Source organism: Neorhizobium sp. BETTINA12A (genome assembly GCF_023006485.1).
Taxonomy (GTDB): Bacteria; Pseudomonadota; Alphaproteobacteria; order Rhizobiales; family Rhizobiaceae; genus Neorhizobium.
Genome location: NZ_JALBGW010000044.1, coordinates 16,788 through 33,234, shown reverse-complemented (window position 1 = coordinate 33,234; position 16,447 = coordinate 16,788). Strand labels below are relative to the sequence as shown.

The following is a 16,447-nucleotide window of genomic DNA, read 5'->3' as shown; positions in this document are numbered from 1 at the left end:
CTCGGCGAGCGGCGCGCCTTCGTCCGCCTTTTGCCTGTAGACCCTAAGCGTCTCGGCGATCACCTGCGGCCCGGCGAGCATGTTGCCGGCGACGGAGACGTTGTCGTCGACCAGATGGCCCGCCCAGTCGACGCAGATCTCGCCGGTATACGCGGCGTTGCGGCCATGGGCGTCGATCAGGTGGAACTGGCGCTGGCGGCGGCCATCATCGCGCGCCGTCAGCACCTCGATGATCTCCTGCGGGCTCTTGCCGTCTTCCAGAAGCTTCAGTCCATCCGTGCCGTAGAGCGGGCTGACGAAGGCCTGGGTGGCGACGGCGCCTACCCTGCCCTTGATATGCGGCACTGCGGCGCCGACCGCGAAGAAGCGGCTGGCGACGGCAATGCCGAAATGACCCGTCGCGGGGTCGCGTGCGACGATCGACCAGGTCATGGCTTATCTCCCAACCGCGTAGGCCTGCATCAAGCGCGGCGTTGCAGCTGCCCGCAACAATCCGTCCGCGTCGCGGCGTGCGGCGGTCAGCCGGCCGACGCTCCAAGGATCGGCAACGGTGATCTGGTGGCCGCGGCTGCGCAACTCGGCGAGCACGTCGGCACCGATATTGCTCTCCACCATGATGTGGCCCGGCTGGCTGGTGCGCGGATAGAAGGAGCCGGGAAAATGCGTGGTGTGGAAGAGCGGCATGTCGATCGCCGCCTGCAGGTTTGGCTTGTGGTGGACGTATCGCAGGAAGAACGGCAACTGCCATTGATCCTGCTGGTCGCCGCCGGGCGTGCCGAACACCAAAGTCGGACGGCCCTCATGCAGGGCCAGCGACGGAGTGAGCGTCGTGCGCGGACGTTTGCCCGGCTCGAGCGAAGTCGGCAGGCCGGGCTTCAGCCAGAACATCTGGGCGCGGGAGTTCAGCGCGAAACCTAGGCCAGGCACGATCGGCGAGGATTGCAGCCAGCCGCCCGACGGCGTGGTCGAGACCATGTTGCCCCAGCGGTCGATGACATCGATATGCACGGTGTCGCCACGCTTTTCGGTGAGATGCGACATGGTCGGCTCGTAGACCGCTCCCTTGCCACTGACTTCCGCCAGCATGCCCATGGTGAGGTCGAACTGGTGGTCGTAACCGGGCACGCGGCCTGGCCGCAGTTCGAGCGAGGCTTGGCTGCCGATCAGCTTGCGACGCTCGGCATTGTATCCTTCCGAGAGCAGGTATTCGGTCGGGATCTGCGCGAAATCCGGGTCGCCGTAATAGACCTCGCGGTCGGCGAAGGCGAGCTTCATGGCCTCGACGACAATATGCACGAAATCCGGTCCGGCCGGATCCATCGCCGAGAGGTCAAAGCCCTTCAGCAGCGCCAGCGATTGCAGGAGCACTGGCCCCTGCCCCCAGGCCGGCGTCTTGGCGACGGTCCAGTCGTGATAGTCATAGGTCTGCGGCGCCTCGACGGTCGCGTGCCAGTTGGCCATGTCGTCTGCCGTCAGCACGCCCTTGTGGCGGGCGCCGCTCGCATCCATCACCTCAGCCGTGGAGACATAACGGTCGATCGCCTCGGCCACGAAGCCGCGGTAAAAGGCGTCGCGGGCGGCCTCGATCTGGTTTTCGCGGCCGGTCTTGGCTTCGGCCTCGCCGATGAGGCGCTTCCAAGTTTCGGCGAGAACCGGGTTCTTGAAATTGCTCTGCGCTTCGGGAGCCACGCCGCCCGGAAGCCAGGTCGCGTAGGATGTCGGCCACTCTGTCTCGAAGAAGCCAGCAAGCCCCTTGATGGTGGCGGAAACGCGGGCAAGCATCGGGTGGCCCTGTTCGGCGTAGTAGATCGCCGGCTCGAGCACGTCGCGAACGCTCATCGTGCCGTAGTCGCGCAACATCAGCATCCAGCCGTCGAAGGCGCCGGGGATGACGGTCGCCAGCAGCCCGTCGCCGGGGATCAGCTTCAGGCCTTCCGACGTATAGTGCTCGATCGTCGCGCCGGCCGGTGCAGGTCCCTGGGCGCAGATGACTTCGACCTTGTCCTTCTTCTTCGAGTAGAAGATGGCCGGCATGTCGCCGCCCGGGCCGCAGAGATGCGGCTCGACGATCTGGAGCACGAAGCCGGTCGCGACAGCCGCATCGAACGCATTGCCGCCCTTTTCGAGGATCGCCATGCCGACGGCCGAGGCGATCCAGTGGGTCGAGGTGACGACCCCGAACGTGCCGAGGATTTCCGGCCGTGTGGTGAATTCAGTCATGGGTATAGGTCCTTTCACATCACGCTTCGCGCGGTCATCATGCTTCGCGGGGATCCAGCGCATCGCGCAGGCCATCGCCCAGGAGATTGAAACCAATCACGACGAGGAAGATCGCCGCACCCGGCCACATCGCCATCCAGGGCGCCTGGCTCAGGAAGTTCTTGGCAACGTTCAGCATCGAGCCCCAGGACGGGGCCGGCGGCTGCTGGCCGAGGCCGAGGAAGGAAAGGCTCGCCTCGGCGATGATCGCGGTTGCGATCGTCAGCGTCGCCTGGACGATGATCGGGGCAAAGACGTTGGGCAGGATGTAGCGGGTCATGATTTCAAAGTGGTTCAGGCCAACGGCGCGTGCGCCTTCGACATAATCCTCCGTCTTGACCGCCAGGACCTGACCGCGGGTCAGCCGCACGAAGATCGGCATGGCGGACAGGCCGATGGCGATCATCGCATTCATCAGGCTCGGGCCCAGGAATGCGGCGAGCGCGATCGCCATGATCAGGAAGGGCATGGCGAGCAGCGCCTCGGTGATGCGCGAGATCACCATGTCCACCCAGCCGCCGAAATAACCGGAGACGAGGCCGAAGGGCACGCCGATGCCGACCGCTATAGCAACCGAGAACACGCCGGCCATCAGCGATGCCCGGGCGCCCCAGATCATGCGGGACAGGATGTCGCGGCCGAGATCGTCGGTGCCGAGCCAATGCATGGCCGAGGGCGCCTTGCGGATCGCCGTCCAGCTCGTCGCGACGGGATCGATGATCGGCAGGATCGGCGCGCTCGCCGCGAGGATTGCGAAGAACAGGACGAAGACGGCGCCGACGAGCGCGCTCCGGTTCTTCTTCATCTTTCGCCAGGCGCGGCTCCTGTCGCGCTTGGCTGCCGCAACCGGCGGCGCTTGGTCGATCGTGGTCATAGGGTGGCCCTCAGACGCGGATTGAGCAGGACATAAAGAACGTCGGCGATGAGGTTCATCAGGATGAAGCCGACTGCCGTGCACAGCACGACGCCCTGCACCACCGCATAGTCGCGGTTGAAGACGGCATCGACGATCAGCTTGCCGAAGCCCGGAATGGTGAAGATCTGTTCGGTCAGCACCGCGCCGGCGAGCAGTTCACCGAACAGCAGCGCCGACAGCGTCACGACCGGCAGAAGCGCATTGCGGAAACTGTGGCTGAGCACCACTTCGCGCGGCGACAGGCCCTTGGCGCGGGCGGTGCGGATATAGTCGGCACTGAGTACGCCGATCATCGCCGAGCGGGTATGGCGCATCAGCGTCGCGGCCAGCGCATTGCCGAGCACGAAGGCCGGCATGACCATGGTCTGCAGCGAGCGGACGGGATCGACGAAGATCGACTCGAAGCCGGAGGCCGGCAGCCAGCCGAGCTGTACCGAGATCAACAGGATGAGCATGATGCCGAGCCAGAAATTCGGGATCGACAGGCCGGTCAGCGCCAGCACGTTAGCGATATAATCGATGAACGTGTTCTTCTTGACCGCCGCCAGGATGCCGATCGGTATGCCGATCAGCATGGCGAAGAACATCGCCATCACGGCAAGCTGGATCGTCACCGGCAGCTTCTGGAAGATCAGTTCCAGGACAGGCTGGTTGGTGCGCAGCGAAATGCCGAAGTCGCCGGTCAGCACACCGCCGAGCCAATAGAAATATTGCACCACGACCGGATCGTTCAGCCGGTATTTGTCGCGCAGGAATTCGATGACCGCAGGGTCACGTTCCTCGCCGGCCATCGCCAGAATGGGGTCGCCGGGCAGCAATTTCTGCAGTGAAAAGACAAAAATGGAGATGATCAGCAAGGTCGGTATGGCGACCAGCAGACGCTTTCCGATGTAGACAGGCATGACGCCGTCCCCCGTTGAGCAACATTGTTACGAAGCGATGCGGAAAAGTGCCGCATGGGTCCACTCCCATGCGGCACGGGAGGCTTAGCCTTTCTTGACGCCTTGCAGGCGGATCATGCCGTCAGGATTGGGCACGAAACCCGTGACGTTCTTCTTGTAGGCCCAGATCCACGACTGATGACCGAGATAGATGACCGGCATGTCTTCATTGAGGATCACGCCCGCAGCATCGTATTTCTGCTTGCGGACCGCGTCGTCGGTCGAGGCGCGCGCTTCATTGAGCAGCTTGTCGACGTCCGGGTTGCAGTATTTCACGTCGTTGATGCCGCCCTTGCAGGTGATGAACTGATGGATATTGCCATCCGGATCGACGCGGCCGGACCAGTCGGAGCGGCTAAGCTGAAAATTGCCGCGGGTCTGCTCTTCGAGCAGCGTCGCGAACTCGGTCGACTTCAGGCTGACGTCGAAGCCCGCTTCGGCAACCATCGACTGCAGGATCTGCATCATCTGCTGAGCGACCGGATTGTTGGGGATCTGCAATTCGACGGGGACACGGTCGAAACCGGCGGCCTTGATCAGAGCCTTGGCCTTGGCGACATCGCGGGCGGGAACCGGGATTGCCTTGTTGAACCACGGGCTATTCGGCGGGAACGGCTGATTGCCGCCAACGGCGGTGCCTTCATAAACGATCTGGTTCATGGCGTCGCGGTCGATCGCAAGGGAGAAGGCCTGGCGCAGGCGCTTGTCCTTGCCGAACGGGTTGTCGGCGCGCGGACCGTTGGCGATATTGGCGTAAAGCGCCATATAACCGATGTTGACGGTCGCGTCGTATTTTAGGCCCGAATTGCCCTTGACGGCGGTAACGTCGGTCGGAGCCAGACGCTCGATGAAGTCGAGGTCACCCGATTGCAGGTTGGCAAGGCGCACGGTCGTATCCGGGATCGGCAGGTATGTGACCTTGTCGACGAAGATCTTGTCCTTGTTCCAGTAATCCTTGAATTTTTCGAGCACGATGCGGTCCTGCTGGACGCGCTCGACAAACTTGAACGGGCCGGCGCAGACAGGCTTGGAGCCGAAATTGGCGCCGAGCGCCTTGGCAGCGGTCGGCGAGACGATCATGCCGGCGCGGTCGGAGAGCTGGGCGAGCAGCGTCACGTCTGGTGCCTTCAGCGTGAACTTGACTTCCAGCGGACCAGATGCCTCGACCTTGGCGACGGACGTCAGTTCGCTCTTGCGGCGAGATTCCGGCAGGGTCATATTACGTTCGATGGTGGCAACGACGGCGGCGGCATCGAGCGGGGTGTCGTCATGGAACTTGACGCCCTCGCGGATCTTCATCGTCAGTTCCTTGCCGTCGGCGGACCATTTCCACTCGGTGGCGAGTTGGGGAACGATCTTCAGGTCAGGTGAAACGTCGACCAGCTTGTCGCACAGGGCGGTATAGACGATACGGCCGACGAAGGTGCGGGACTGGGCCGGATCGAGAACGTCGGCATCGTCCTGCAGGCCAATGCGCAAATCAACCGCAAGCGCCGGAAAGGCGAAAAGTGCGCCGGCCAGCAGCGCGGTCGTAAGCTTGGTAAGTCGCATCATGATGAACATTCCTCTCTTGTTTTTAGGTTCCTGTTTTTAGTCTTGGCCGGTTTCCGGCTTCTGGTGGTGGGCCGCATGGCGGCCATTCAGCTTGCTTCGCTGAGCGACCCCTGTTCCACGGAGCCAAGGGACGTCGCGCGGATGAGCCGCTCCTGAAGCATCAGCAGGTGTTCGCGCATCGCCTCCCCTGCCCGTACCGGATCCCGTTCGGCGATCGCCTCGATGATGGTCTTGTGCTGCGCAAACGAGATGTTGACCGCGTCGCCGCTCGAACGGGCGCGCTCGCGGATCGCCCGCCATGCCTCGTCCTGGCGGACACGATTGATGACGTCGAAGATAGACAGGAAAAGCTGGTTGCCGGCGCTCTGGGCGATCAACCGGTGCAGCGTTCCATCCCACAATTCGCGGGCGTCGGCATCGCTGCTCTCGATGATCTTCAAGGCGATCTCTTGCATCTTGACGATATCCGCCGGCTTGGCACGCATGGCCGCGAGTTGGGCGAGCTGCGGTTCGATCCTCAGACGGACTTCCATGATCTCCATGAAGTCCGTGCCGGCGACGATTGCGCCCACGTGGTTGCTCCACTCACTCGGCCTTTCGCCGATAAAGGTGCCTGAGCCCTGACGGCGCCAGATGAGGCCTTCGGATTCGAGCACCTCGAGTGCACGTCGCACCGCGCGCCGGCTAATGCCCAGCATATCGGTCAACGCCCGTTCGGTCGGCAGGCGGCCCTCAGAACCGAATTCCCCCGCCCTTAAAAGCTCCCTCAGGCGATCCAGCGCATAGCTCGAATTGTCATGAGCCTCGCCGGCTTTGTCCTGTACCATTTATCGTACCAATTTCTGATTGGTCCGAATGGACGGCATTTCCCAACCTCCGTCAAGTTAATTTTTCGGCAATTCTTGCAGTGCACAAAATTGATGCATACAGATTGAAATCAAGGCTTGGACGGGCCGCAATCAAAACTTTAGAATAGGCGGCTACAAAGGGATTCGTGAGTGCTGCCGCATTGCGGCAGCCGTCAGATTCGGAGCGGAGCATCCCATGAACCAATACGACCTCATCGTCGTCGGCAGCGGACCGGCCGGTCGCCGCGCGGCCATCCAGGCAGCCAAGCTCGACAAGAAGGTTCTGGTCGTCGAACAGGGCAAGAGGGTCGGTGGCGTATCGGTCCATACGGGCACGATCCCGTCGAAGACGCTGCGCGAAACGGCGCTCAACCTGTCCGGCTGGCGCGAGCGCGGTTTCTACGGCAAGGCCTATCGGGTCAAGCAGGAGATCAGTGCGGAGGACCTGCGTCGTCGCCTGCTGATCACGCTCGACCACGAGGTCGAGGTGCTGGAACACCAGTTTGCCCGCAACCGCGTCCAGAGCATCCGTGGCAAGGCGACTTTCGTCACGCCCGACACGATGGCAATCGCCAAGGACGACGGCGACGTCATGCACGTCATGGGCAAGTCGATCCTGCTCGCGGTGGGCACCAAACCCTTCCGTCCCGACTACATGCCCTTCGACGGCAAGACGGTTCTCGACAGCGACGAGCTGCTCGAAATCGAGCAACTCCCCCGTTCGATGGTGGTCATCGGCGCCGGCGTTATCGGCATCGAATATGCGACCATCTTCAGTGCCCTGGATACCGCCGTCACCGTCATCGATCCGAAATCGACCATGCTCGACTTCATCGACAAGGAAATCGTCGAAGACTTCACCTACCAACTGCGCGACCGCAACATGAAGCTGCTGCTCGGCCAGAAGGCGGACAAGGTGGAGCGGCTGCCGGACGGCAAGGTTATGGTGCACGTGGACAGCGGCCGCCAGATCATTACCGACATGGTGCTGTTCGCCGCCGGCCGCATGGGCGCAACCGATACGCTGAACCTCGCCGCAGCCGGCCTCGAGGCCGACAGCCGAGGCCGCCTCAAGGTCAATCCGGAAACCTTCGAGACCTCCGTTCCGGGCATCTATGCCGCCGGCGACGTCGTTGGGTTTCCGAGCCTCGCCTCGACCTCGATGGAACAGGGCCGCGTCGCGGCGCGCGTCGCCGTCGGCGCAATCGCCAAGGAACCGCAGAAATATTTCCCCTATGGCATCTATGCCGTGCCGGAAATTTCCACCTGCGGCCTCACCGAAGAGGAAATGAAGGAGCGCGGCATCCCCTATGAATGCGGCATCGCCCGCTTCCGCGAGACCTCGCGTGGCCACATCATGGGCCTCGATACCGGCCTCCTGAAGCTGATCTTCTCGCTGAAGACCCGCCGCCTGCTCGGCGTCCACATCGTCGGCGAAGGTGCGACCGAACTCGTCCACATCGGCCAGGCGGTCCTGAACCTCAAGGGCACCGTTGAATATTTCGTCGAGAACACGTTCAACTATCCGACGCTCGCCGAAGCCTACAAGATCGCCGGCCTCGACGCCTGGAACCGCATGGGCGAAGGCCCGAAGGAAGCACCGGTCGCAACCTCCCAGTCCACGGACACGACCGCGACCACCACGGAACCTGCCAGCGAGAAGAAAAAAGCCGCCTCCAAGTGAGGCGGTAGTTCTCGCCAAGCCGTCCAATCAGACGAAAAAAGCCGCCCCGAAAGGCGGCTTTTCTTTGGTGTTGCGGAACCGCCCCGAAGGGCAATTCATCAACGCGAGTAGAATTCGACGACCAGCTGCGGTTCCATGATGACGGCGTAAGGAACGTCGCTCAGGCCCGGAATGCGGGCGAAGGTGGCAACCATCTTGTTGTGGTCGGCTTCGATATAGTCCGGAACGTCGCGTTCAGCGAGCGAAACGGCTTCGAGAACCGTAACCATCTGCTTCGACTTCTGGCGGACTTCGATGACGTCGCCGGCCTTGCAACGGTAGGAACCGATGTTGACGCGAACGCCGTTGACGGTGACGTGGCCATGGTTGACGAACTGGCGGGCAGCAAAGACCGTCGGAACGAACTTGGCGCGGTAGACGATCGCGTCGAGGCGCGATTCGAGCAGACCGATCAGGTTTTCCGAAGTGTCGCCCTTGCGGCGGTTGGCTTCGTCATAGATCGAGCGGAACTGCTTTTCGCGCAGGTCGCCGTAATAGCCCTTGAGCTTCTGCTTGGCGCGCAGCTGCACGCCGAAGTCGGAAAGCTTGCCCTTGCGGCGCTGGCCGTGCTGGCCAGGACCGTATTCGCGGCGGTTCACCGGGGACTTCGGACGACCCCAGATGTTTTCGCCCATACGGCGGTCGATCTTGTATTTGGACGATTCGCGCTTGCTCATCGTATTTCCTTATCAAACGGTTACACCGACTTGTTGCCAAGCCGGATCAAGGAAACACGCCCTCCTCTGAGCCCTGATTTAAGAGCTCTGACAGGTCTCTCACGAAAGCGTCCGGAGAAAACCACGGGACATGTCAGTGAAACACCGGGTCTTTCGGCCCGGCGTTGGCGCGGTGTTTAGGCGGATGTCACAGGAATGTCAACTACACCGGTCTCTTAACCTTTCGGCAAGGCTGTCTGCAGGCTTTTTTGACGGGACAAGGGGTTCGTACCATCTTAAGGAAAGGAGGTGTCGTGTCATGAATTCGAAACTCTGGAACAGCCCGATTAGGATCGAGAATCCCGAAACCGGCATGGTCCGCACCGTCAAGACGGTACGCGAAGCGAAGACCGTCCTCGATCGCTTCTGGCCTGCCTATCACGGCAGTCAGCATCATCTGGCGGAACAGGTCTGCGACGAGGCGTTGAAGGGAAAGTCGAGGCCTTCGGAAGCCCGGCGCGCCTTTATCGCCGCGGCGGTGGAAGCGCATTTTCACATCCACTGACCACCTATTCGGCAGCGGCCCTCGCCTCGCCCTCATCCGGCGCATCGGCACTGCCGGGCGCGGTCTCCGCCTGCAGATCCGGGAAGGCAACGATGCGCTTGCCCGAAAAGTCCGCATGCACGACGATCAGGCCCTGTTCCTCGAAATAACCGAGCAGGCGGCGGGCGCGACGCGCCGAATGGGTGCCGTAGGCGCGGGCGATCCGCGCGTCCGAGGGACACGGCTCCCCTGATATCGCCGCCTTCGCCATCAGCAGGAAAACGCCCTGCAGGTCATCCGAAACGCCGGATGACAGCGACAGCGCTGTCCCCCAGGCCTCGCCGGAAGCGGTTTCCACGTCGACGCCGGAACGGGTGATTGCCGTGCGGCGGCGGAATTCACTGAGCGAGAGCGGCGGACCCGGCAGGCGCCGCATCCGGGCGCGTACCAGAAAATCCTGATATAGGACGGAATCCGTCCGGTAGGCGGATTGCGGATCGTCGAGAATTTCGGACAGGACGGCGGACAACCGTTCTTCGCGCTCTTCGGCGGACAATTCCAGCTGGGCGACACGCGGCTCCTGCGGTGCCGCCACCGCTGATGGCGTCGAGCGCGACAGTTCGGCCAGGATATCCGTCGTCGGCCGCGGCGCCGGCGGGGCACGGCGGACCATCGGCCGGGTGAATTCTTCCGGATCCGGCGTGAAAATCAGGTCCTCGACGTCCTGCGGCGCATCCGGCAGCGGCATCAGCTTGGGGCTCGAAGAGCGCGCCGAGGTCTCGACCGTGCCGATGACGATCGGCAACGGACGGCGCGACAGTGCCGGGCCGAGGGCGACGAAATTGCCGCGCTTCAAGTCACGGAACATTTCCGCCTGGCGGCGGTCCATGCCGAGCAGGTCGGCGGCACGCGCCATGTCGATATCGAGGAAGGTGCGGCCCATCAGGAAGTTCGAGGCTTCGGCCGCGACGTTCTTGGCGAGCTTTGCCAGCCGCTGGGTCGCGATGACGCCGGCAAGGCCACGTTTTCGGCCACGGCACATCAGGTTGGTCATTGCACCGAGCGAAAGCTTTCTGGCGTCTTCCGACACATCGCCGCCGACCGATGGCGCAAACATCTGCGCTTCGTCGACCACGACCAGAACCGGATACCAGTATTCGCGATCGGCATCGAACATGCCGTTGAGGAAGGCGGCGGCGGCGCGCATCTGCTCTTCGAGATCGAGGCCTTCGAGCGTCAGGACGCAGGAGACGCGATTCTTGCGGATGCGGTTGGCGATGCCGGCAAGCTCGGCTTCGCTGCGCTCGCCATCGACCACGACATGGCCGAATTTTTCAGAGAGCGTGACGAAATCGCCTTCCGGATCGATCACCACCTGCTGCACCCAAGGCGCGGACTGTTCCAGAAGGCGGCGCAGGAGATGCGACTTGCCGGAGCCGGAATTTCCCTGGACGAGCAGACGCGTCGCCAGAAGCTCCTCGATATCGAGCTTGGCCGGATCGCCCCCGGACACAATTCCCATATCGATGCCGACCTGCAATGCACTTACCTCGTATGCTGTCTCTTCGCGGTGACCGTTGGAAGCCGCGACTCCGGAACTCTAACAGAGATCGGGATTCGTTTCGCCGGGCAAGATCGAAAATGCACAGGCCTTTAGGAGCTACTCGAAATTGAGCTGCCAGGACATGCCGAAACGATCCTGAAGCCAGCAGAATTTCCGGCTGAACCCGTAATTGTCGGTGGGCATCAGGAACATCCCGCCCTCGCTCAGAGCTTCGGCCAGCCGCGTGAGCTCCTCTTCGGCCCCGCATTCCACAAAAAAGGAAAAGGACGGCGTGAAATCGAAGACATGCTTTACCGGGCTGTCGATGCAGACCACCTGCTGGCCCGCGACCTCGAAGGTGGCGCGAAACACGCTGCCTTCCGGCCCCGCCTCGCCCGGGCCGTAACGCCTGATGTCGTTGATCCTACCTGCCGGCAGCACTGACGTATAGAAGGTGATCGCCTCCTCGCAGGTGCCGCCCTGGAACATCAGGAAGGGCCGGACGGATTTCACTGGACCAGACATCGGGTTCTTCCTTTACGAAGCGGCCCTTCGATAGAGCGCCAGAGACCCCGCGAGCGCCAGAAGCGCGCCGCCGCAGAGCCGGTCAAGCCAGAGCGCGCCTTTCTTCTTCAACAGATGCACCGCCCGCGAGCCGAGCAGCGCATAGGCGAACATAACCGCGAAATCGATCAGCGCAAAGACGAGCGCCAGGATCGCATATTGCGGAAACTGCGGCGCATCCGGCACGATGAACTGCGGCAGGAAAGCCGAGAAGAACAGGTATCCCTTGGGATTGGTCACCGCGACGAGGAAGCTCTTCAGGAAGATTGACGTCGCGGAACCCGAACCGGCGGCAGCAGCGCCTGCCGTTACGTCAAGCGAGCCTTTCGAGCGCAGAAGCATGAACCCGAGAAACGCGAGATAACCGGCACCCAGCCACTTGACGACCGAGAACCAGAATTCGGAGGCCGCCAGCAGCGCACCGAGGCCGAGAGCCACTGCGCCGATCAGCACGAAATCGGAGATCATCGCACCGGCCATGCCAGGCAGCGCACGGCGCAGACCAAAACGCGAGCCGTTGGTGAGCGCCAAGAGAACGGTCGGCCCGGGTGTGGCGATGCCAATGAACGCGACGATCGCAAAGGCAAGCAGGGTAATGTCACTCATCGCTCTTCTCCTACCAGAGGTGCCGGCCGTCGATGACCGTGTGCGGCCAGTCTTCCGCGTCGAAATCATCGAATAGCCGTGCATTCATAGCGATACGCCGGGTCTTGCCATCCCACGTGCCGTCCGGCTGAAAATCCGGGCTGTCGCTATAGGTGGTGCAGCCGCACGTGCCGCAGAAATGATGCGCCACCGTTTTGGTGTTCCACCGATAGACCTTGTCGCTCGTAGCATTGGCCGTGACCTTCACCTGCGCCGGCTCGTAATAGGCATGGAGCGCGCCGCGCCTTGAGCAGTAAGTGCAGGTGCAGCGGGTGAGTGCCTGCGGCAGTTCACCCTTGATCTCGAAAACGGTCTCGCCGCAATGGCAACGCCCGGTGATCATCAGTTGCTCCTCCTTGACGACGCTCAGACGGCTGCCCGCTTGAAGCCGACCGACAACAGCCCGGCGCCAATCATCAGCGAACCGCCGGTGCGGTTGACGATCCGCTGGACCTTCGGCTTGCGGATCGTGTTGCGGGCCATCGAGGCCAGCAGGCCGTAGAGCGTGGCGTTCAGGGTTGCGAGCACCAGGAAGGTCACTTCGAAGACCACCATCTGGAAGAACAGGGGCTGGCTGAGGTCCAGGAACTGCGGCAGGAAAGCCACGAAGAAGACAATGCTCTTCGGGTTCAGCGCGGTGACCACATAGGTGTGCAGGAAAATCTTGAACGGCTTTACCGACGTCACTTCGGCCTCGCCGAGATCGGCGGCCCGTGCGGAAACCGGGGCACGCCAGAGCTTGATGCCGAGATAGATGAGGTAGGCGGCACCCACCCATTTCAGCACGGTGAAGAGCGCAGCAGAGGTCGCAAGCAGAGCGCCGAGCCCGAGCATGGAAGCGGTCATCGCCGTGAAATCGCCGAGCGCCGTGCCCGCGACGGTGGCCGATGCCACCTTGCGGCCATGGCTCAGCGCATAAGAAATGACGAGCAGGATCGTCGGCCCCGGAATGGCCAGGAGAACCGACGAAGCGGCGACGAAAGCGAGCCAGTGTTCAAGTGACATGCGAATGCTCCTCAATAGAATAAAGGGAGCAAGCCATTGTTTTTTTCAGTTTGCAAGCGGGTTCTTGGCAGGCATCGCTTTCGCGATCAAGCCGCCTTGGTATCCAGCGGGCGAACCGGCGGCTGCTCGCGTTCCATGGCCTGCGCCAGGTCATAATTCGCCTGCATCGACAACCATGCGCGGGCAGTACTGACGCCCGCTCGTTCCAGGCGGACCGCCAGATCAGGGCTGATCCCTGCGCGTCCATGCAGCACGCGCGACAGAGCAACCCGTGACATGCCGAGACGCGTCGCCGCTTCCGTCACCGACAGACCGAGCGGGACAAGCACGTCCTCGCGCAGAAGCTCACCGGGGTGCGGAGGAGATTTCATCATCGTTACGGCTCCTTTCAGTGGTAATCTTGATAATCGACGAGTTCGACGTCCGGGCTGACAAAACGAAACGTCACCCGCCAGTTGCCGTTGACCCAGATCGACCAATGGCCTTTCAGGTTTCCTTTGAGCGGATGCAGCTTGAAGCCAGGCAAGTTCAAATCTTCCGGACTGACTGCGACATCGAGCAGGCCCAGAATACGCGCCAATTTAGCCGCATGAGCGGCCTGAATGCCTTTCGTCGTACCGGAACGGTAAAAAGCCTCGAGTCCCTTGTGCCGGAAGCTGACGATCATGGCTCACCGTATCGCGTATCGCAACGCGATACAAGCTTGACTATGCGGTCCGGCGGTGGAGTCGTATGTCGGGAAGAGATGCCCTCTCCAGTATCCGCGATCCTCTTCCGGTGTGTAAAGCTGAGCCAACCAGGGCAGCCGCTCGTCGAAGGAAGTACGGTGAACGCTCGCAGCGGCCGCCATATCGTCACGGCAAAGCTTGCGGAAGACGGCTGTCATTCTTTCAGCTCCAGCCATAGAATCCTCCACGAGAGGCCCCGGCGGAAGTCCCGCCGGGGACCCATCTCAGTCCTTTCACAGCCGGATGTCCCAAAGGGTGAACCGGACATTTCGGCGGTCGTCCTCGAGTTCGGGGAAACCGACATCGCGGCGCATCCGGTTGGAAAGATCAGAGATCTGGTTCCGTTCTTGACGACGCCTCCAGGCTGCCAGGAGCAGTGCGCCAGCAGTCTTCCAGACGCCATGCTCGCGGCAGAGTTCATGAACCGCAGCCGAAAGGGTATCAGCAACCATAAATTGTGATTCACGCATGATTTTCCGTCCCGGCGCATGTTGCGACCAGGTCCTCTGAGATGAAGAAAGACGTGCGGATGCGGACGAGGAAACACGGTAAATCGCGTCGTCAGCCGGTCACGTCAGATCAATGGGAAAAGTGCCAAAAGCGGCGGAAATCCAGCCTTATACAGCCTGGAAACACATGCCGGCCGGCATCGATGTGCGAGACACCGAGGCCACAATAGCCGTTCCGCCAGAAAGGCGCATATACATGGTAATGGACTTCATTTCACGCCTCCTGTGTTCGATTTGCGGAATGGATAAATAATACACGAGATCGTCCGATGAGCAAGCGCACAATCGCGAATTGCAGTCATCACGGAAAAACCGTGGCAAATAAGCCACATTGCTCGTTGGCGCTCAGGCCCTCAGCCCAAAACCCTGCATCAGACGGCGGGTGGCGAAGTCGGGATTGCCGGAGGTGAAGACGGCGAAGTCGTAGTTATCCGGATGTTCTGCGCCCTCGATCAGCGGCACTTTTCGGCGTGCCTGCCTGGCGATCGCCTCAGCCGGATCGAGCCAGTCGACCGGCCAGGGGGCAAGCCGGCGGAACACGTTGGCCATGAAGGGGTAATGGGTGCAGGCGAGCACGACGATATCGGTTTTTCGGCCCTCCTTCTCGACGAAACACGGCGCAATCTCGGCCAGCACCGCCTCGTCGGAAATCGTCTCGCCCCGAATATACGCTTCCGCCATGCGGGCGAGGTTCTGCGAGCCGACAAGACGCACGTGACACTGGGTGGCGAAGGATTGGATAAGGTCGCGGGTATAGGCGCGCTTGACGGTGCCCGGCGTCGCGAGAACCGAGACGAGGCCTGACCGGGTGCGTTCGGCCGCCGGCTTGACCGCCGGCACGGTGCCGACGAAGGTCATCTTCGGAAAAGTCTCGCGCAGGTCGGCGCCGACCAGCGTGAAGGCGGTATTGCAGGAGATGACACAGACTTCGGGATCGTATTCGTCAAGCAGTTTTGCAAAGAGCGTGATGATCCTCTCGCGCAAAGCGGGCTCTTCCCAGTCGCCATAGGGGAAACCAGCATCGTCGGCGACATAGATGAAGCCGCGTTCCGGGATCAGCACGCGTGCCTCGCGCAGCACGGTCAGCCCACCAATGCCCGAATCGAACATCAGCACGGGTTTCGATTCATTCGTCTGCGTCATTCCCCGCCTTCTCCCCAGATGCCCCTTTGGGCAGATCCGCCTTTTCAGGCTTCGGCCCGTGCTTTTTCGACCATCCGCGGGGAAAACGGTCGAGCGAGTTGATGACGCCCCGGAACACGCTGATCTCCTGTTCCGTAAAACCTCGCCGCGAGATGACAGCGCGGAGGTTGTCGATCATTCTTGGCTTTTTCGCGGGCGGATGGAAATAATTGCGGGCATCCAGCGCCTCTTCCAGGTGCTCGAACAGCCCAATGACCTGTTCCTTGGTGGAAGGACGCTGCTCGATCGGCAGAAAGACCGTCTCGGCAAGATCGTCCATGCCCGATTTCATCCATTCATAGGACATCAGCAGCACCGCCTGCGCGATGTTCAGCGAGGCGAAGGCAGGGTTGACGGGAAAGGTGACGATCTCGTCGGCGAGCGCCACCTCCTCATTGGTGAGGCCCCAGCGTTCGCGGCCGAACAGAATGCCGGTCTTCTCGCCTGCCTTGAATTTGGTGCGCAGGGTCTCGGCCGCGGTCACCGGAGAACGCACCGGCTTAAAGCCATAACGCTCGCGCGCCGTCGTCGCATAAACGAAATTGAGATCGGCAATCGCTTCTTCCAGCGTTTCGAACACCTTGGTGCCGTCGATGACGTGGTCGGCCTTGGAGGCGGCGGAGCGAGCCTTTTCGCTCGGCCAACCGTCGCGCGGTTTGACGAGGCGTAGTTCCGCGAGGCCGAAATTGGCCATGGCGCGCGCCACCATGCCGATATTCTCGCCGAGCTGCGGCTCGACCAGGATGACCGCCGGTCCTTCGGCTATAAGTTCGCGCTCGCTGTTGGTGCCTGACATTTCTGTTTCCGTATCCAAATCCGAGGCCGCAATA

At 61.9% G+C, this 16,447-nt stretch carries 19 protein-coding genes; 2 read left to right on the top strand and 17 right to left on the bottom strand.

Annotation, left to right across the window (positions count from 1 at the left end; genetic code table 11):
* The 6 genes from MOV61_RS13770 to MOV61_RS13745 all read right to left on the bottom strand — a co-directional run.
* On the bottom strand, positions 1-432 hold a 432-nt coding region (locus MOV61_RS13770), incomplete at its 3' end, for a DUF1028 domain-containing protein (protein WP_247136955.1).
* 3 nt (positions 433-435) lie between these two features.
* Positions 436-2,220, bottom strand: coding sequence for a gamma-glutamyltransferase family protein (locus MOV61_RS13765; protein WP_247136954.1), 1,785 nt, complete (start codon positions 2,218-2,220; stop codon positions 436-438).
* A gap of 37 nt (positions 2,221-2,257) precedes the next feature.
* Positions 2,258-3,133, bottom strand: a complete 876-nt coding sequence (locus MOV61_RS13760) for an ABC transporter permease (protein ID WP_247136953.1) — start codon at positions 3,131-3,133, stop codon at positions 2,258-2,260.
* Complete coding sequence (locus MOV61_RS13755; protein ID WP_247136952.1) at positions 3,130-4,077, bottom strand: ABC transporter permease; 948 nt, start codon at positions 4,075-4,077, stop codon at positions 3,130-3,132. The genes MOV61_RS13760 and MOV61_RS13755 overlap by 4 nt, the downstream gene beginning before the upstream one ends.
* 84 nt (positions 4,078-4,161) lie before the next feature.
* Positions 4,162-5,667, bottom strand: a complete 1,506-nt coding sequence (locus MOV61_RS13750; RefSeq protein ID WP_247136956.1) for an ABC transporter substrate-binding protein — start codon at positions 5,665-5,667, stop codon at positions 4,162-4,164.
* A gap of 89 nt (positions 5,668-5,756) precedes the next feature.
* On the bottom strand, positions 5,757-6,497 hold the full coding sequence (locus tag MOV61_RS13745) for a FadR/GntR family transcriptional regulator (RefSeq protein WP_038542456.1): 741 nt from the start codon (positions 6,495-6,497) through the stop codon (positions 5,757-5,759).
* Positions 6,498-6,714: 217 nt separating this feature from the next.
* Between MOV61_RS13745 and sthA the strand changes: the two genes are divergently transcribed.
* Positions 6,715-8,202 (top strand): Si-specific NAD(P)(+) transhydrogenase, encoded by a 1,488-nt coding sequence (gene sthA, locus MOV61_RS13740; RefSeq protein WP_247136951.1) that lies wholly within the window; start codon positions 6,715-6,717, stop codon positions 8,200-8,202.
* Between the two features lie 98 nt (positions 8,203-8,300).
* Here sthA and rpsD read toward each other — a convergent pair whose 3' ends face one another.
* The gene (gene rpsD, locus MOV61_RS13735) at positions 8,301-8,918 is read right to left on the bottom strand and encodes a 30S ribosomal protein S4 (protein ID WP_247136950.1); all 618 of its coding nucleotides are present in this window, start codon (positions 8,916-8,918) and stop codon (positions 8,301-8,303) included.
* 298 nt (positions 8,919-9,216) lie between these two features.
* On the opposite strand from rpsD, the gene MOV61_RS13730 reads away from it, so the two are divergent.
* Positions 9,217-9,462, top strand: a complete 246-nt coding sequence (locus MOV61_RS13730; protein ID WP_247136949.1) for a DUF982 domain-containing protein — start codon at positions 9,217-9,219, stop codon at positions 9,460-9,462.
* Positions 9,463-9,466: 4 nt separating this feature from the next.
* Here MOV61_RS13730 and MOV61_RS13725 read toward each other — a convergent pair whose 3' ends face one another.
* The 10 genes from MOV61_RS13725 to MOV61_RS13680 all read right to left on the bottom strand — a co-directional run bounded on the left by MOV61_RS13725 (position 9,467) and on the right by MOV61_RS13680 (position 16,413).
* Positions 9,467-10,981, bottom strand: coding sequence for an ATP-binding protein (locus tag MOV61_RS13725; RefSeq protein WP_247136948.1), 1,515 nt, complete (start codon positions 10,979-10,981; stop codon positions 9,467-9,469).
* 120 nt (positions 10,982-11,101) lie between these two features.
* Entirely contained in the window at positions 11,102-11,509 is a 408-nt protein-coding gene (locus MOV61_RS13720; protein WP_247136947.1) for a VOC family protein, read from the bottom strand.
* A gap of 12 nt (positions 11,510-11,521) precedes the next feature.
* On the bottom strand, positions 11,522-12,154 hold the full coding sequence (locus tag MOV61_RS13715) for a LysE family translocator (RefSeq protein ID WP_247136946.1): 633 nt from the start codon (positions 12,152-12,154) through the stop codon (positions 11,522-11,524).
* Positions 12,155-12,164: 10 nt separating this feature from the next.
* Entirely contained in the window at positions 12,165-12,536 is a 372-nt protein-coding gene (locus MOV61_RS13710; RefSeq protein ID WP_247136945.1) for a GFA family protein, read from the bottom strand.
* A 23-nt stretch (positions 12,537-12,559) separates the two neighbouring features.
* Complete coding sequence (locus tag MOV61_RS13705; RefSeq protein WP_247136944.1) at positions 12,560-13,198, bottom strand: LysE family translocator; 639 nt, start codon at positions 13,196-13,198, stop codon at positions 12,560-12,562.
* 86 nt (positions 13,199-13,284) lie between these two features.
* Positions 13,285-13,572 carry a HigA family addiction module antitoxin gene (locus MOV61_RS13700; RefSeq protein ID WP_038542438.1) on the bottom strand — a complete coding sequence of 96 codons (288 nt, stop codon included), beginning with the start codon at positions 13,570-13,572 and terminating at the stop codon, positions 13,285-13,287.
* A 14-nt stretch (positions 13,573-13,586) separates the two neighbouring features.
* Positions 13,587-13,865: a type II toxin-antitoxin system RelE/ParE family toxin gene (locus MOV61_RS13695; RefSeq protein ID WP_038542436.1), complete on the bottom strand. Its 279-nt coding sequence runs from the start codon at positions 13,863-13,865 to the stop codon at positions 13,587-13,589.
* A gap of 294 nt (positions 13,866-14,159) precedes the next feature.
* Positions 14,160-14,396, bottom strand: a complete 237-nt coding sequence (locus tag MOV61_RS13690; protein WP_247033301.1) for a DUF1127 domain-containing protein — start codon at positions 14,394-14,396, stop codon at positions 14,160-14,162.
* 384 nt (positions 14,397-14,780) lie between these two features.
* Complete coding sequence (gene murI, locus MOV61_RS13685; protein ID WP_247136943.1) at positions 14,781-15,578, bottom strand: glutamate racemase; 798 nt, start codon at positions 15,576-15,578, stop codon at positions 14,781-14,783.
* Positions 15,562-16,413 (bottom strand): RNA methyltransferase, encoded by an 852-nt coding sequence (locus MOV61_RS13680; protein ID WP_247136942.1) that lies wholly within the window; start codon positions 16,411-16,413, stop codon positions 15,562-15,564. Before MOV61_RS13680 ends, murI begins: the two co-directional genes overlap by 17 nt.
* Positions 16,414-16,447 lie beyond the last annotated feature (34 nt).

Bases quoted from the DNA above. Each gene is read 5' to 3' on its own strand.
- MOV61_RS13765 (WP_247136954.1), bottom strand. From the start codon at position 2,220: ATGACTGAATTCACCACACGGCCGGAAATCCTCGGCACGTTCGGGGTC.
- MOV61_RS13760 (WP_247136953.1), bottom strand. From the start codon at position 3,133: ATGACCACGATCGACCAAGCGCCGCCGGTTGCGGCAGCCAAGCGCGAC.
- MOV61_RS13755 (WP_247136952.1), bottom strand. From the start codon at position 4,077: ATGCCTGTCTACATCGGAAAGCGTCTGCTGGTCGCCATACCGACCTTG.
- MOV61_RS13750 (WP_247136956.1), bottom strand. From the start codon at position 5,667: ATGCGACTTACCAAGCTTACGACCGCGCTGCTGGCCGGCGCACTTTTC.
- MOV61_RS13745 (WP_038542456.1), bottom strand. From the start codon at position 6,497: ATGGTACAGGACAAAGCCGGCGAGGCTCATGACAATTCGAGCTATGCG.
- sthA (WP_247136951.1), top strand. From the start codon at position 6,715: ATGAACCAATACGACCTCATCGTCGTCGGCAGCGGACCGGCCGGTCGC.
- rpsD (WP_247136950.1), bottom strand. From the start codon at position 8,918: ATGAGCAAGCGCGAATCGTCCAAATACAAGATCGACCGCCGTATGGGC.
- MOV61_RS13730 (WP_247136949.1), top strand. From the start codon at position 9,217: ATGAATTCGAAACTCTGGAACAGCCCGATTAGGATCGAGAATCCCGAA.
- MOV61_RS13720 (WP_247136947.1), bottom strand. From the start codon at position 11,509: ATGTCTGGTCCAGTGAAATCCGTCCGGCCCTTCCTGATGTTCCAGGGC.
- MOV61_RS13715 (WP_247136946.1), bottom strand. From the start codon at position 12,154: ATGAGTGACATTACCCTGCTTGCCTTTGCGATCGTCGCGTTCATTGGC.
- MOV61_RS13710 (WP_247136945.1), bottom strand. From the start codon at position 12,536: ATGATCACCGGGCGTTGCCATTGCGGCGAGACCGTTTTCGAGATCAAG.
- MOV61_RS13705 (WP_247136944.1), bottom strand. From the start codon at position 13,198: ATGTCACTTGAACACTGGCTCGCTTTCGTCGCCGCTTCGTCGGTTCTC.
- MOV61_RS13700 (WP_038542438.1), bottom strand. From the start codon at position 13,572: ATGATGAAATCTCCTCCGCACCCCGGTGAGCTTCTGCGCGAGGACGTG.
- MOV61_RS13695 (WP_038542436.1), bottom strand. From the start codon at position 13,865: ATGATCGTCAGCTTCCGGCACAAGGGACTCGAGGCTTTTTACCGTTCC.
- MOV61_RS13690 (WP_247033301.1), bottom strand. From the start codon at position 14,396: ATGCGTGAATCACAATTTATGGTTGCTGATACCCTTTCGGCTGCGGTT.
- murI (WP_247136943.1), bottom strand. From the start codon at position 15,578: ATGACGCAGACGAATGAATCGAAACCCGTGCTGATGTTCGATTCGGGC.
- MOV61_RS13680 (WP_247136942.1), bottom strand. From the start codon at position 16,413: ATGTCAGGCACCAACAGCGAGCGCGAACTTATAGCCGAAGGACCGGCG.